Source organism: bacterium (assembly GCA_020440705.1).
Lineage (GTDB): Bacteria > Krumholzibacteriota > Krumholzibacteriia > LZORAL124-64-63 > LZORAL124-64-63 > JAGRNP01.
The window spans coordinates 1-14,136 of the sequence record JAGRNP010000103.1; the positions used below are offsets into that span (position 1 = coordinate 1).

Sequence of the window (14,136 nt, forward strand, 5' to 3'; positions counted from 1 at the left end):
GACGCCAGACGAGGGCGCCCTCCGCGGGGAGGGCGCCCTCGTCCGTGCGGTCCGCGAGCAGGTGCCTCAATCGCCGTCGTAGTCGGCAGCCTGCCGGCGGGAGAGCGAGATGCGGCGCCGCGAGAGGTCGATGTCCAGGACGCGCACCGTGATGGGCTCGCCCTCGTTCAGGACCTCGCGCGGATGGATGATGCGCCGGTTGGCCAGCTCGGAGATGTGGATCAGGCCCTCGACGCCCGGCCTCAGCTCGACGAAGACGCCGAAGTCGACCAGACGCGTGACCGTGCCGTCGACGTCCGCGCCCGGCTCCATGGTCGAGGCCGCTTCGGGCCACGGGTCCGACGCCAGCGCCTTGATGGACAGGCTGATCCGCTCGGAGCGGCCCTGGCCCAGATTCTGGATCTCGAGCACCTTGACCCGCACGGTCTGGCCCTCCTTCAGCACCTCCGAGGGGTCGCCCACGCGCTGGTGGGAGATCTGCGAGATGTGGACGAGGCCCTCGACGCCGCCGATGTCGATGAAGGCGCCGAACGGGACCAGGCGGGTCACGACGCCTTCGAGGGCGTCGCCGAGGCCGAGGGTGTCGCGGGTGTCGCGCGCCTGGGACTCGCGCGCCGACTGGAGGATCGCCCGGCGCGAGACGACGACGTTGCGCCCGTCCTCGGACAGTTCGAGGATCTTGAACTTCAGGGTGCGGCCCACGAAGACCGACGGGTCGTCGGCCCGGCGCACGTCGATCTGGCTGAACGGGCAGAAGGCCCGGACGCCGCCGAGATCGATGGAGAACCCGCCCTTGTTGGTGTCGCCGACCTTGCCCTCGACGGGAGTGCCCGCCTCGTAGGCCTGCTGCAGGGCCGCCCGTCCCGCCTCGCGCAGGTTGATGGCCAGGGTGAGCTTCAGGCCGCCGTCCTTGCCCTTGGCGATGTGGCCGGTGACCTGGTCGCCGACCTGGTGCTTCAGTTCGCCGCTCTCGTCCTTGAGTTCCTCGACCGCCATCGGCAACTCGTTGCGCAGGCCGCAATCGACGAAGGCGTCGTCGTCGCCGATCTGCACGATGGTGCCCGTCACCTTGTCGCCGACCTTGGCGTCGGCGAGGGCCGCGCCCGGGCCGGAATCGAGCAGGGCCGCGAATTCGCCGGAATCCTCGGACTCGTTGATGGGCGCCGCTCCGTCGGCCGACGCTTCCGACGCGGCCGCTGCCGGGGTCGCCGTCTCCGGGGTCTCGCTGGTTTCGGGGGCGTTCGGGGCGGGGTTCTCGTTCTGGTCGAAGGTCATTTCCGGGTCCTGTTCTCAAGGGTCTGGGACAAAACCGCCCCTTCCGCACGCGGTCGCCGCGCCGGGGCGGCGTGCGGTCGGGCGGTGGGGCCTGTCCGCACTATACCATAACTGCCGCATTTTTCCCATACTCGGAATCCGCAAATTCGTGGCGCCGGCGGTTCAGACGGTCTTGACCACGACGAGGGTCAGGTCGTCGCCCGCGTCGGGCGGAGGCTGGTCCGGGGCCGGGGCGGCGCCATCGCCGACATGGGCGTGAACCGCCTGCACCACCGCGTCGATGATGACCGCTGGCGGGGTGTGGGCCCGGGTGACGACGATCTCGAGCAGGCCCGACTCGGCGAATTCCGCCTCGCGGCTGTCGGTGGCCTCGGTCACGCCGTCGGTGTACACGACGAGGACGTCGTCCGGGCCCAGGGTGACCCGGGTGACGGGGTACTCCATCTCGGGCAGCATGCCCAGGGGGGTGCCGGCCGGCGGCAGCCACTCCTGACGGCCATTGCCGTGGCGCAGCAGGGGCGGATTGTGGCCGGCGCTGGCGTAGCGCAGGGCGCCGCCCCCGGGTTCGAGCACCGCCAGGAAGACCGTGGCGAAGCGTTCCGGGTCGGTGCTCGCGTAGAGGGCGCGGTTGGCGGCCGCCAGCAGGTCGCCGGGATCGTCCATGACCAGCGCCAGGGCCCGCAGGCTGGCCTGCAGGGTGCTGGCCAGCAGGGCCGCGGGCGTGCCCTTGCCCGAGATGTCGGCCACCACCAGCGCCGTGGCCCCGCCGCGGAGGGTGAGGAAGTCGTAGGTGTCGCCGCTGACCGACCGGCTGGGAACGTTGACGGCGGCCACCTGATAGCCCGGCACCTGGGGCACGGCCTGGGGCAGCAGCTGCTGCTGGATGGAGCGCGCGGCGGCCAGCTCCGCCTGGAGCTCCTCCTTGACCAGCGTGTCGTTGAAACCCTCGAGGCCCACCCGCGCGGCAGCCTGCTGGGAGGCCGCCAGGGACTGGGCGAAGAGGTTGTCCGGCAGGGTGATGCCGACTACGCGGGCCATGTCCTGCACCTCGCGGTCGACCTTGGCCGCGAGGGCCTCGAGCGCCGGACCGGCCAGCCCCAGCCGCGGCGCCAGGTCGTCCAGCCGGGCCCGCGGCGTGCGGTCGCCGCTGTCGCCGAAGCCGATGGCGCGGGCGATCTCGATGGCGTCGCGCAGCTCGGTGATCAGGGCGACGGCCTCGGCGTCGACCTCGCCGGCCACGTAGTCCTCGGGGTAGAATTCGACCGTGTCGGCGAAGACGCGGGGCAGCTTCCACTCGCGCAGCAGGCGTCCGCCCAGCTCCCCGTGATGGAAGTCGAGGACACGCATCTCGGCCTCGACCAGGGTGGTGCGCCGCTGCCGCGCGAAATCGACCACCGCCGCGAACTCGGTGCCCGTGCGCTGGGCCAGGATCGTGACGCCGAGCCCGTGCAGGATGCCGGCCAGCCAGGCGTCCTCGGGATTGGCGGTGCCCCGCTGCCAGGCCAGGCCCTGGGAGCAGCTGGCCACGGCCAGGCAGTGCTTCCAGAACTCGCCCATGTCGAGGCCGCGTCCGGCGTCCGCGTCCGGCGCCATGTCGTGCATGCCCATCAGCAGGGCCACGTTGCGGACCCGCCGGATGCCCAGGCGCACGAGGGCCCCGCGCAGGTTCTTCACCTCCTGGCCCTGGGCGAAGGCCGCGCTGTTGGCCAGGGCGAGGAAGCGCAGCGAGAGCACGTTGTCGCTCATGATCACCCGGGTCAGTTCCCCGAGATCACACTCCGGGTCGGAGGTGAGCCGGACGACCTGGGCGGCCAGGGACGGCAGGGTGCCCACCTCGCCGACGAGTTCCGTCACGAAGTATTTCGTGTTCGTCTCCATGGCCTAGGAATCGGCTTGGTGGGCAAGGATTTAAGGAAATCTTCAGCGGGTCGCCGCTACTTGACCAGCGCGACCTTGCCGCTCGCCCGCGGGACCCCGTCCAGGGCGATGGCGTAGACGTAGGTGCCGGCGGCCGCGGGACGACCGGCGGCGTCGCGGCCGTCCCAGGCGATGACGTTGGGCCCGGACCGGCCCGACCGGGGACCGCTGCGCCACACCTCGCGTCCGGCCACATCCCACACGAGAATCTCGCAGACCTGGTCCGCGGCGAGGGAGAAGGAGATGCGCACCAGCGGATTGAAGGGGTTGGGCGCCGCCCGATGGCTGAGCACGCGGGCCCGGCCCGGCTGTTCGGCCACCGCTGCGGGGTCGGTGACCTCGACGATCTCGTCCACGTTGATGTGCCCCTGGGCGCCGGTCTCCGCATCCCGGATCTGGATGTAGCACATGCGGCCCTGGTACGGCGTGAGGTCCCACTCGACCGGGCTCATGGTGTCGTTGCCGTTGCCCGTGGCCAGGTGCAGGATCGCGTCGTCGGCGTCGTCGACGAGGGCCACGTAGCAGGTGACCGGATGGTAGCCCCCGCCCACCAGCAGGGTCATGCGGTCGCCGGTGATCGGGAAGCGGATGCTCTCGGCGACGCCGATCGCCCCGTCACCCAGGCGCAGCCCCGGCGCCCCCCACTCGGACAGGGGCCCCCGGTAGTATTCGGCGCTGCCGTAGTACCCGTTGCCGACCAGTCCCACCGAAGGCTCCCCGCGCCACACCGGGTTGTCGCCGAAGGTCGGATTGGCGAGGTTCGCCGAGCCCTGCAGCAGCGTCCACTCGGCCGCCATGGGGTGGGGGCGGTGCACGTCGACGATGGCCCCGGCCGCGTCGGTCACCAGGGTGTCCGTGCGCACCACATAGGAGATGGTCGCGCCGTCGGGCTGGTAGAAGTTCGCGAGCCGCGAGAAGAGCCACACGCCCGGATCGAACTGGTCGACCTCGGGCGCGAAGCCGCCGTCGAGGTAGACGCGATCGGCCATGGTCCAGTCGGCGGGATCGGCGGCCGAGATCAGCGACACCCCGATGTCGCCGAACTCGCCGAACAGCAGGTTGTGGGTGCTGCCGATGATCCGGTACTGGCAGCTCTCCAGCACCTTGCCCGGCGTGGGACCGTCGTTCGTGAAGAGCGGATCCAGATCGGTCCACCAGACCAGATCGGTCGACACGGCGTGGTGGACGACGCCCGGCAGGCCGGCGCCGCTGCTGCGCGCGGTCAGCAGCAGGTGCCAGCGATCGTCCTGGCGATAGACGAAGGGATCCCGGAAGTCCTGCCAGGTCGAGTCCTGGTTCACCCAGTTGAAGGGGCCGGGCGTCAGGCGGGGGTTGTCGACGACCGGCGTCCACCCCTGCAGGTCGTCGCTCGTGGCGAAGCCGATGCTCTGGTTGAAGGTCGCGTCGGCCCCCGTGTAGGCGATCATCCAGCGCTTGTTGGCCTCGTCACGGAAGACATCGGGCGCCCAGACCGCACCGGCGTCCCACGCGCCCAGGCCCGAGGTGAGGATCGCCTGCGGCGCCGACCAGTGCCTGAGGTCCGGACTCGTCGCCTGCCAGAGGGTGTCGGCGGCCGAGGCGTGGGGCGTCTGCTCGTGGATCGAGTGATAAAAGATGTGGTAGATCCCGTCGGCCCGGATGATACTGAAGTCCCAGACCTGACGCTCCGGATGGACATAGTAGGCCTGCTCGAAATCGAAGCGGACGAGAGCCGCCGCCGGTGGGCCCCAGACGGCCGCGAGGGCCAGGGCCAGCCCGGCCAGGACCGCACGCAGCCGCAGCGGGAACCCGGTCCCGGCAACCGGGTTGGTCCGGGCGGGACGCGGAGGGGGCGAGATGTCCACGGACCATTCTCCTGCCGGACGCGGAATCCGGCGCCACGGGGCGATGGGGGGCCGTTGGGCCGCATTCACGTTTCGAAAGAAACGTATCGGAAGATGATTTTGGATATTATCACATCCAGGGGATGGCGTCAATGTGAAGGCCTCCGCCGGGCGCTGGCGCTGGCGCTGGCCGGGGCCGTTCTGGCGGCTGCGGGCCCGGTACGCGGGGCCGTCCGGGAAGACGTCCACGCCACCGCGCGCGCCGGTCTGGCGCGGGTGGACAGCCTGCTGCAGGCGGGGGTCCCCACGGCGGCCGTGGCGGAGGCCCGCCGCCTGTCCGCCCGTGTCGGAGACGATCCGGTCTACGGATGGCAGGTCACCGGACGCCTGGGGCTGGCCCTGCTGGCCTCCGGCGAGGCCGCGGCGGCGCTGCCCCACCTCGAGGACATCGTCCGCCACCTGCCCCGCGACGCGGTCCACCACCGCAACCTCGGGGCTGCGCTGCTGCAGCTCGACCGCCGGGGGCGGGCCCTGAGCGAATACCAGGTGGCGGTCGAACTGGATCCCGCCGATCCGGAGCTGCGACGGGAGTACGGCCAGATGCTGCTGGCCTTCCGCGACCTGCGTCGGGCCGGGCGCGAACTCCACACCGCACGGGAGCTGTGCGGCGGGTGTCCGGCCACCGACGAACCCCTCGCGTCGTACCATCTGCTGGCGGGGGAGCCGGCGGCGGCGGTGCCCTACCTGCAGCGCATCCAGGCGAGGAACCCTTCGCCGGAGCATCGAAGGACCCTGCTGGCGGCCCTGGTCGCCGCGGGCCAGGACTCCGCCGTGGTCGCCCTGATCGGGACCGGCGAAGCGGAGCGGCGACCGGCCGACGAATGGCGCCTGCTCGTGGAGGCCGAGGGGCGGCTGGCCGACCTGCCGACCACCCGGGAGGTGGCTGCGGGGCTCGCAGCGAACCCGGAACGCGTGCCGCGGGCCGTCGCGGGCGACGACCGCTTCTGGGGGACGGTCGCCCTGAACCTGATCGGGGCCGCGGCCTGGGACGACGCGCTGCGGGCCGTCGATCGCGCCATCGCCCTGGCGCCGGACGCCGTGGTGCACCGGAACAACCGGGTCGTCGTCCTGACGGCCCTCGGCCGCCACGACGAGGCCCGCGCCGAGTGGGAGCGGGTGCGCCGACTCGATCCCACCCGGGCGGAGAATCCGCCCCCGCCGAAGGAGAATCCGTGATCGCATCGCCGTCCGTCCGCTGCGCCCGCCGTGTCGCCCGGCTTCTGCCGCTGGTCGTCCTGGCGGCCTGCGCGCCGCCGCCCGCGCCCGCCCCCGACCCGGTCGCCGCGCCCCCCGCGGCGAACCTCCTGCACGAGACCCCGGCGCCGGACGGGCCTTTCCGCGAGCACCGCCTGGCCCGCTGCCGCGACGACATCGACGTCGACGTGCCGCCGCGCGTCGAGCGCTACCTGGGGCTGAGCTCGGAGTACTTCCGCGACGGCTCCGGCTCCGACGGCATGATCGAACTCGAACTGGGCCTGCAGGCCGGACTCCGCCACCCCCTGATGCTGCTCACCCTGGGCCAGCTGTACCTGCTGGCGGGCCAGGGCGATCCGGACCTCCTGCCCGTCGAAGGCCCCGCCGCCGACGTGGGCAGCTACGCGCGCAACAAGCCCCGGCTGCTGGGGCGGGCGCGCGCCCTGCTGGAAGAGGCGCGGGCCGGGCGGCCGGACGACGCCGCGATCGAGTACCTGCTGGCCGACGCGGCGCGCACCGCCGGCGACCAGGCCGCCGCCGACTCTCTCGTCGCCGTGGGTCACACCAAGTGCACCGGCGGCCGCAGTTTCCGCATCCTGCAGATGTACCAGCAGCTCTACCAGCACCCGCCGCGGTACCTGGGCGGCGGTCCGGCGCCGATCTACCCGCAGGCGGCGGTGGCGAAGGGCCTGGGGGGGGACGTGGTGCTCGACCTGCTGCTCAGCCCGGCGGGCGAGGTCCGCCAGTACGTGGCGGTCGAGAGCCCCGGGGCGGCCCTGACGGCGGCCGCCTGGACCAGTCTGCGCCAGGGGCGCTACGAGCCTGCGAGTGTGGGGAAATACGCCGTCTGGTCGTGGTTGCGGGTCACCACGGCGTTCCATCTGGACCCGTAAACCCGAACTGCCGGTTGATTTGAAGCACCGGATTGCCTTATTTTTCCCTATCACGGTCGGCGACGCGCCCGGACCGGTACCGGGCGCTGCCCGGGGCCCGTCCCGGCCCGGGCCGACCACTCCCAACCCCCGCCGGAGGTTCATCCGAACATGAAGTGGACGCGCAAGCGCTTCCTGCTGCTGCCCTACGTCGCCCTGCTGGCCATCCTGGTCGTGGTCGGCTGCACGAGCAAAGAGGACCCGTCCGAGACCCTGACCACCTGCGGCAACCACAGCTGCGGCGATCTGGTCATGGTCACCACGGACACGTCGAGCGACGGATTCCACTACCTGAACGCGAGCCTCTCGCCGGACGGATCGCAGATCCTGTTCTCGGCCGACTGGAAGGCCATGCCTTCGGACCCCCGCGATCCCGGGGACGAGCTGTACACCTCGTACCGTCAGCTCGTGGTGATTCCGATCCAGGAGGGCACCGAGCCCACCAGCAGCCTGGCCGACCAGGGGGCGACGCTGATCCGCCTCTTCCCCCAGAACAACGTGTGGTACAAGGGGCGGCCCCAGTACATCGCCCAGGCCCTCGACGACGACAAGGCCTACCCTCTCTGGGAGGACGACCAGTCGGTCATCTTCTGCCTGCGCTCCCAGGAGTACCTGGCCGACAACTACCGGCTGTTCCGCGTCGACATCTCGAATCCCGACCTGGCGCCCTTCGTGCCCCTGTTCATGGAGCCCGAGGACTTCTTCGAGTCGCCGGCGCCGCCGTTCTCCCAGCACCTGGAGCCGACCCTCTCGCCGGCCGGCCTGGCCATGGGCCGCTGGCTCGTCTTCACGCGCTCCTCGTGCGCCCTGGTCGACTCGTTCGAGACCTGCACCGGCACCGCCCTGTGGGCCCTGGACATGAACACCGCCGGCGACAACTTCGGCTACGACACGACGTTCTTCCCGCTCACCAACGAGTACTCGCGCCTGGAGAACCCGCGCTTCTCGCCCGATGGCCGGAAGATCATCTTCTCCGGCGGCATGGATGTCTCCGGCGCCGGCACGGGTGCGGGCACCGAGCTCTTCACCATCGATTTCGACACGACCGGCCTGGACGCCGGCACGATGCCCCTGGACCGGAACCTCAAACGGCTCACCTTCACGGCCGTCAGTCCGGGCGATCCCATCTCGGGCATCTTCAACTCGAATCCGGTGTATTCCAACGACGGCCGCAACGTCTACTTCATCTCGACGCGGCGCGCCCCGTCGATCACGCTGCACGACCGCAACGTCTGGCGCATCCCGGCCGACGGCAGCCTCGATCCGGTGATCCACTACTTCACCCGGTCCGACGAGGCCGATCCGTCGATCATGCCGGATGGCCGCATGCTGCTGAGCAGTGCCCTGGGTTTCCCCACGGAGATGCTCAATCGCCTCGAGGAGGAAGCCTATCAGCGCCTCGTCGTGGAGGAGCCGGACCTGACCGAGGTCCAGCTGCGCGAGGCGGCGTCCGAGGAGCGGCGTCAGCTCGAGTTCTTCGAGGGCGTCATGTCGCACATCTACATCTACCGTCCGTAGGGGACGGCCCGGCCATGGCGAACCTCGTCGTGCTGCGCCGGGAGTTGGCGGCCACCGGCCGCATGATGCAGGAACGTGGCTACGTCGTGGCCGCCGAAGGGAACCTCTCGGTTCGTGTCGGCGGCCACTGTTTTCTGGTGACCCCGGCCGGCCGCCGCAAGGGCGATCTGCGCGTGCAGGATCTTGTCGAGGTCGACCTGCAGGGGCGCACGGCCCGGGGGCGCCCCACGAGCGAATGGCCCCTGCACCGGGAGATCTACCTCGCGCGGTCCGACGTCGGCGCCGTCTGCCACGCCCACTGCCCCTGGGCCACGGCCTTCGCCGCCGTCGGGCGCGACCTCGACGGCTCCCTCCTGACCGAGACCGCCGCGCTGCTCCCGCGCGTGCCCCTGGCGCCCCGGGCCGAGCCGGGCACCGAGGCCCTGGCGGCCACGGTGCGGCCCTTCCTCGCGGGCCACCACGCGGTGCTGATGGGCAACCATGGGGTCGTGGCCTACGGTGCCGATCTGGCAGGGGCCTTCGCCCGACTCGAGACCGTCGAGCGTCTCGCCCAGGTGACGCTGCTGGCCGAAGCGGCGGCCGGGCGCAGTCCCGTCGACGCCGCGACCCTCGAGAAGCTGCGGCGCGGCTAGCGGCCCGCGGCTGCGCCCCTCCCGACCACGCCAACGCGCAAACGGACGGTCACGACCCGGCGGCGTAGATCTCCGTCAGGCGTGCGGTGATGCTTTCCCAGCTGAAGTTCTCTTCCATGTGGCGGCGGGCCCGTTCGGCCCGGCGGCGGCAGGCGGCCGTGTCGGCGGCGTCGGCGAGCACCGCCGCGGCGAAGCTGCGATCGCAGCCGGTGATGGTGAGCACGTCGTCCGCGGCCGTGGCGATGCCTTCGGCGCCGACCGGCGTCGTGACCACCGGCACGCCGCGGGCCATGGCTTCGAGCACCTTGATCTTGATGCCGCCGCCCTCGGGCAGGGGAGCGAGGAAGAGGCGGGCGGTGCGGAAGTGGGGCGTCAGGTCGTCGACGTAGCCGAGGGCCTCGACCCCGGCGACCGGACCCCGCGTCGCCAGGTAGCGGTCGGATCCGCGCCCGGCCAGGACGAGCACGGCGTCGGGCCGGGCGGCCCGCACCCGCATCCACACCTCGTCGAGCAGGAAGTCGGCCGCCAGCACGTTGGGACGATGGCCGAACGACCCGACGAAGAGGTGGGTCTCCCGCCCGTCCCGGCTGCCCGGCGCCCAATCGACCCGGATGGCCTCGAGATCCATGCCGAGGGGCACCGTGAGGAGCCGTTGCCCGCCCATGGCCTCGTAGAGGGCGCGGTCTTCCGGGGTGACGCACAGGGTGGCGTCGGCCCAGTTCGAGGCGTCCACCTGCAGGCGGCGCCAGCGGGCGGCCTCGTCGCGGGCGAGGGCCCGGGTCACAGGGTCGGTCGCCCGCGCGGCCCGGCGCTCGCGGGGCACGCTGCCCAGTTCGTGGCTGTTGAGGATCAGGCGCGGCGCCGCGCGGCCGTCCGCGTCGCGCCGGCGTCGCATTTCCCGCACCAGGAGCGCCAGCTGCAGGTACTCGACCTGGATCGCATCGGGTTCGAACTCGGCCACCGCCGCCGCCAGCGATGCCCCGAGAAGGCGGGGAGAGTATTTCTCGACATACAAGGGATAACCTGATGAGAGGGATCGGGTCAGGGATGCGATGCGCCGCCCCGCGAGGCGCACCCTGGCCAGGCCCCGGGCGGTGGCGTCGAGGAACGGCAGGCCCCGCACCGCGACGCCGAGGGCGCGCACCTCGTCCAGGAGGTCCTCCTCGCCGGGTCGCACCAGCGCCACCACCATGACTTCGTGGCGCCGGGCCAGCCAGGTGACGAGATCGCGCACCGCGGTGCCGCCGCCGTGCCCGACCCGGCGATGGGGCAGGTACGGGGTGAGCACGAGGACCTTCACGGGTCTGGAATCTCCGGTTGGGGGCGGGCGACTAGTAGGAGACGTAGCCGCGGGCGATGGAGAACTCTTCCTTCTTGCGCTCGAGCTCGATCTCCCATTCGGTCGAGCCTTCTTCGACGTTCGGCTTGTTCTTCAGCACGAAGGCGGTGGCCTGCTCGTCGATCTCGTCCTCGATCTTCAGGTCGCGGATGATCAGGCCCTCGACCAGGTGGACGAAGTCGTTCTCGCCGATCTCGAGGTCCACCAGTTCCTCGTCGAGCAGGCGCTCGCAGATCTCGCGGGCGATGACGGCGATGCGTTCCTCGGTCAGTCGCATGTCTTCGGTGGCCTTTCGGGCACGTCCGGCGGGACCCGGACAAACGGGGCCTAGAGGGTGAAGCCCTTCTTGCGGGCGAGTTCGCGTTTCAGCTTCATGCGCAGGGCGCCCACGTCCATGTCCATGGCCGAGATCTCGTTCTTGTTCTGGTCGACGAGCCGCTCCACCTCGGCGTCGATGTCGTCCTCGGCGCGCATGTTCTCGAACACCACGTCGTCGATGCAACGCGTCACCAGGTCGACGTCGTGGCTCGGGTGGATGTTCGGATGCTCCTGCATCATCTGCAGCAGCTTGTCCGAGAGGTATTCGATCTTGTTCTTGCTCAGCCTCACGGGGGCCTCCGGCGGAAACGGCGCGGATCGGGGCCGCGCCGTCGGCGTCTGTTGCGGATCGGGCTTGTTGCCGGTTATTGAAAGCCTTTTCTAAGGGGTTGGCAAGAAAAAACGGGTCCCGTATCTTGGTCGGCGTCCCGGTCCGCCGGCCGGTGTCGCGCCGCGTGCCCGGGGCCGCGCGCCGGGCCGGATCCTCTTGGAACCAACGGGGCCGTTTCTCGTATCACTCGCGGTTGTTTCGCCGGTTTCGCGGCCGGTTCCATCCGCTGGCGCCGGGGCGCCAGGTCCGAAAGGTCATCATGTCCGATTACCAATCTCTCGACAAGGTGCGCGCCGAGGAACTGTCCGGGCGCCTGGCGGCGGTGCTCGCCGAGACCGGCAAGGTCATCGTGGGCCAGGACGCCATGATGGAGGGGCTCCTGCTGGGCCTCGTCACCGGCGGCCACATCCTGCTCGAAGGCGTGCCCGGCCTGGCCAAGACCCTCGCCGTCAGCACGCTGGCCCGCACGGTCGACGCCGAATTCAAGCGCATCCAGTTCACGCCGGACCTGCTGCCGGCCGACATCACCGGCACCACGATCTACAACCGCGAGACGGGGGAGTTCACCGTCAAGCGCGGGCCGGTCTTCGCCAACATCATCCTGGCCGACGAGATCAACCGCGCGCCGGCCAAGGTCCAGAGCGCGCTGCTCGAGGCCATGCAGGAACGTCAGGTCACCATCGGCGGCGAGACTTTCCCCATGGCCGATCCGTTCCTCGTCCTCGCGACGCAGAACCCCATCGAGCAGGAGGGCACGTATCCCCTGCCCGAGGCCCAGGTCGACCGCTTCCTGCTGAAGCTGAACATCGGCTACCCGACCAAGGACGAGGAGCGCGTCATCCTCGACCGCATGGCGGGCCGCGCCCTGCCGTCCGTCGACCGCGTGCTCGACCCGGCGGCCATCGCCGAGATGCGGCAGGCCGTGAACACGGTCTTCATCGACGACAAGATCAAGGACTACATCCTGGACATCGTCTTCGCCTCCCGCGACCCCGAGGCGGCCGGCCTCGACCTCGCGCCGCTGATCTCGTGGGGCGCCTCGCCGCGGGCCACCCTGGCCCTGACGCAGCTGGCGCGGGCCCGGGCGCTGCTCAAGGGGCGCGCCTTCGTGATCCCCGAGGATGTCAAGGCCGTCGGCCACGACGTGCTGCGCCACCGCATCCTGGTCACCTACGAGGCCGAGGCCGAGAACCTCAAGAGCGACGACATCGTCTCGGCGCTGCTGGACAACATCGAGGTTCCCTAGGCCCCATGGAACGCCGCCGCACATCCATCCCGCCGGAGATCCTGGCCGCGGTCAGGCGCATCGAGATCCGCACGCGACGCCTCGTCGAAGAGGTCTTCTCGGGCGAGTACCACTCGGTGTTCAAGGGCACGGGCATGGAGTTCCGCGAGGTGCGCGAGTACTCGCCCGGCGACGACGTGCGCACCATCGACTGGAATGTGACGGCGCGCACGGGCGACCCCTTCGTCAAGCTGTTCGAGGAGGAGCGCGAGCTGACGGTGATGCTCGCCGTGGACATGAGCCGCAGCGGCTGGTTCGGCTCGGGCGAACGCAACAAGGTCGAGGTCGCGGCCGAGCTGTGCGGCGTGCTGGCCTTCAGCGCCATCGCCAACAAGGACAAGGTGGGCCTGGTGCTCTTCAGCGACCGGGTCGAGAAGTTCATCCCGCCGGCCAAGGGCAAGAGCCACGTGCTGCGCCTCATCCGCGAGCTGCTCACCTTCGCGCCGGAGGGCCGCGGCACCGACCTGAACGAGCCGCTGCGCCTGCTCGGCTCGGTGCTCAAGCGCAAGGCGACGGTCTTCCTCGTCTCCGACTTCTGGTGCGGCGACTTCAGCACGAGCCTTTCGGTGCTCGGCCGGCGCCACGACGTGGTGGCGGTGCGCGTGCGCGATCCGCGCGAGACGGCCCTGCCGGATGTGGGGCTCGTCCAGTGGGTCGACGCCGAGACCGGGCGCGAGGTCATGATCGACACCGGGGCGGCGGCCACGGGCAGCCGGTTGGCCGCGCGGGTGGCCGCCCACGACGGGGCGCTTTCGCGCCTGCTGGCCGGACGCGGCATCGACACCGTCGACATCGACGTGACCGGGTCCTACGTCGATCCGCTGCGCCGCTTCTTCCTGGCCCGCGAGGGCCGACGGGGCCGGAGGTCGCGCCGATGAGCGGGCACCGGACCGTCCGCGCGGCCTGGGCCGCGGTGCTTCTGGCCGGCGTCGCCGGCACGCTCGCGCCGGCCCTGGCCCAGGTGCCGCCGGGCCACCGGTTGCCGCCCCCGGATCCATCCGGCCCCCCGCCCATGGCGGCACCGTCGGCGCCGGACACCGCCGTCATCGCCTTCACGGTGCCGGATTCCCTGCCCGCGCCCACGGCGGTGCACGCGGTCCAGGACTCGCTCGACTTCGGGGGTCTGCTGCATCTGGTCTGGGACTATCCGGCCGGGACGGCCACGGCCGACCTGCCGGCCCCGGCGAGCGACGGCACCTGGCTCGAGCCGGCGCCGACGCCGCGCGCCGGACTGCTGGCGCGCCTGCTGGGGCGCGACACCGGTCTGCCGTCGTTGGACGAGCTGCCGCCCGCCGCCGGCGAGCGCGTCGTGCGTTCGTACCGCGTCTTCCGGCGCGAGCCCCTGCGCGTCGCCTGGGGTGACGACGTCTCCGGCGTCATCACCGTGCGGGGCCAGACCGCCGACGCCGAGCAGACGGCGACCATCCGGCAGCCGCGCCCGCTGCGCTGGCGACCCTGGACCCTGGTGGCCCTGCTCGCCGGCGTGCTGCTGCTGGCCCTCCTGCTGTGGCT

At 71.2% G+C, this 14,136-nt stretch carries 13 protein-coding genes; 7 read left to right on the plus strand and 6 right to left on the minus strand.

Features of this window, described 5'->3' with window-relative positions; genetic code table 11:
- Positions 1 to 66 precede the first annotated feature (66 nt).
- The 3 genes from KDM41_13815 to KDM41_13825 all read right to left on the minus strand — a co-directional run bounded on the left by KDM41_13815 (position 67) and on the right by KDM41_13825 (position 5,036).
- The gene (locus KDM41_13815) at positions 67 to 1,275 is read right to left on the minus strand and encodes a S1 RNA-binding domain-containing protein (GenBank protein MCB1184501.1); all 1,209 of its coding nucleotides are present in this window, start codon (positions 1,273 to 1,275) and stop codon (positions 67 to 69) included.
- 162 nt (positions 1,276 to 1,437) lie between these two features.
- Positions 1,438 to 3,153: an HDOD domain-containing protein gene (locus tag KDM41_13820; GenBank protein MCB1184502.1), complete on the minus strand. Its 1,716-nt coding sequence runs from the start codon at positions 3,151 to 3,153 to the stop codon at positions 1,438 to 1,440.
- 56 nt (positions 3,154 to 3,209) lie between these two features.
- Positions 3,210 to 5,036 carry a hypothetical protein gene (locus tag KDM41_13825; GenBank protein MCB1184503.1) on the minus strand — a complete coding sequence of 609 codons (1,827 nt, stop codon included), beginning with the start codon at positions 5,034 to 5,036 and terminating at the stop codon, positions 3,210 to 3,212.
- Positions 5,037 to 5,291: 255 nt separating this feature from the next.
- On the opposite strand from KDM41_13825, the gene KDM41_13830 reads away from it, so the two are divergent.
- From KDM41_13830 to KDM41_13845, 4 genes are all read left to right on the plus strand, one after another.
- Positions 5,292 to 6,251 carry a tetratricopeptide repeat protein gene (locus tag KDM41_13830; protein ID MCB1184504.1) on the plus strand — a complete coding sequence of 320 codons (960 nt, stop codon included), beginning with the start codon at positions 5,292 to 5,294 and terminating at the stop codon, positions 6,249 to 6,251.
- Positions 6,248 to 7,162: an energy transducer TonB gene (locus tag KDM41_13835; GenBank protein MCB1184505.1), complete on the plus strand. Its 915-nt coding sequence runs from the start codon at positions 6,248 to 6,250 to the stop codon at positions 7,160 to 7,162. Before KDM41_13830 ends, KDM41_13835 begins: the two co-directional genes overlap by 4 nt.
- A gap of 150 nt (positions 7,163 to 7,312) precedes the next feature.
- Positions 7,313 to 8,719 carry a PD40 domain-containing protein gene (locus KDM41_13840; protein MCB1184506.1) on the plus strand — a complete coding sequence of 469 codons (1,407 nt, stop codon included), beginning with the start codon at positions 7,313 to 7,315 and terminating at the stop codon, positions 8,717 to 8,719.
- A 14-nt stretch (positions 8,720 to 8,733) separates the two neighbouring features.
- Positions 8,734 to 9,351 (plus strand): class II aldolase/adducin family protein, encoded by a 618-nt coding sequence (locus tag KDM41_13845; GenBank protein MCB1184507.1) that lies wholly within the window; start codon positions 8,734 to 8,736, stop codon positions 9,349 to 9,351.
- 49 nt (positions 9,352 to 9,400) lie between these two features.
- On the opposite strand, the gene KDM41_13850 is transcribed toward KDM41_13845, so the two are convergent.
- The 3 genes from KDM41_13850 to KDM41_13860 are packed head-to-tail and all read right to left on the minus strand — an operon-like array spanning position 9,401 to position 11,299.
- The gene (locus KDM41_13850; GenBank protein ID MCB1184508.1) at positions 9,401 to 10,651 is read right to left on the minus strand and encodes a glycosyltransferase; all 1,251 of its coding nucleotides are present in this window, start codon (positions 10,649 to 10,651) and stop codon (positions 9,401 to 9,403) included.
- 31 nt (positions 10,652 to 10,682) lie between these two features.
- Entirely contained in the window at positions 10,683 to 10,967 is a 285-nt protein-coding gene (locus tag KDM41_13855) for a DUF507 family protein (GenBank protein MCB1184509.1), read from the minus strand.
- A gap of 50 nt (positions 10,968 to 11,017) precedes the next feature.
- Complete coding sequence (locus tag KDM41_13860) at positions 11,018 to 11,299, minus strand: DUF507 family protein (protein MCB1184510.1); 282 nt, start codon at positions 11,297 to 11,299, stop codon at positions 11,018 to 11,020.
- 299 nt (positions 11,300 to 11,598) lie between these two features.
- On the opposite strand from KDM41_13860, the gene KDM41_13865 reads away from it, so the two are divergent.
- From KDM41_13865 to KDM41_13875, 3 genes are all read left to right on the plus strand, one after another.
- Positions 11,599 to 12,585, plus strand: a complete 987-nt coding sequence (locus KDM41_13865) for an AAA family ATPase (GenBank protein ID MCB1184511.1) — start codon at positions 11,599 to 11,601, stop codon at positions 12,583 to 12,585.
- 5 nt (positions 12,586 to 12,590) lie between these two features.
- Positions 12,591 to 13,502 (plus strand): DUF58 domain-containing protein, encoded by a 912-nt coding sequence (locus tag KDM41_13870; protein ID MCB1184512.1) that lies wholly within the window; start codon positions 12,591 to 12,593, stop codon positions 13,500 to 13,502.
- Positions 13,499 to 14,136, plus strand: a 638-nt coding sequence (locus KDM41_13875) for a hypothetical protein (protein MCB1184513.1), incomplete at its 3' end; no start/stop codon positions are given. The genes KDM41_13870 and KDM41_13875, both read left to right, overlap by 4 nt.

Bases quoted from the DNA above. Each gene is read 5' to 3' on its own strand.
- KDM41_13815 (MCB1184501.1), bottom strand. From the start codon at position 1,275: ATGACCTTCGACCAGAACGAGAACCCCGCCCCGAACGCCCCCGAAACC.
- KDM41_13820 (MCB1184502.1), bottom strand. From the start codon at position 3,153: ATGGAGACGAACACGAAATACTTCGTGACGGAACTCGTCGGCGAGGTG.
- KDM41_13840 (MCB1184506.1), top strand. From the start codon at position 7,313: ATGAAGTGGACGCGCAAGCGCTTCCTGCTGCTGCCCTACGTCGCCCTG.
- KDM41_13845 (MCB1184507.1), top strand. From the start codon at position 8,734: ATGGCGAACCTCGTCGTGCTGCGCCGGGAGTTGGCGGCCACCGGCCGC.
- KDM41_13855 (MCB1184509.1), bottom strand. From the start codon at position 10,967: ATGCGACTGACCGAGGAACGCATCGCCGTCATCGCCCGCGAGATCTGC.
- KDM41_13865 (MCB1184511.1), top strand. From the start codon at position 11,599: ATGTCCGATTACCAATCTCTCGACAAGGTGCGCGCCGAGGAACTGTCC.
- KDM41_13870 (MCB1184512.1), top strand. From the start codon at position 12,591: ATGGAACGCCGCCGCACATCCATCCCGCCGGAGATCCTGGCCGCGGTC.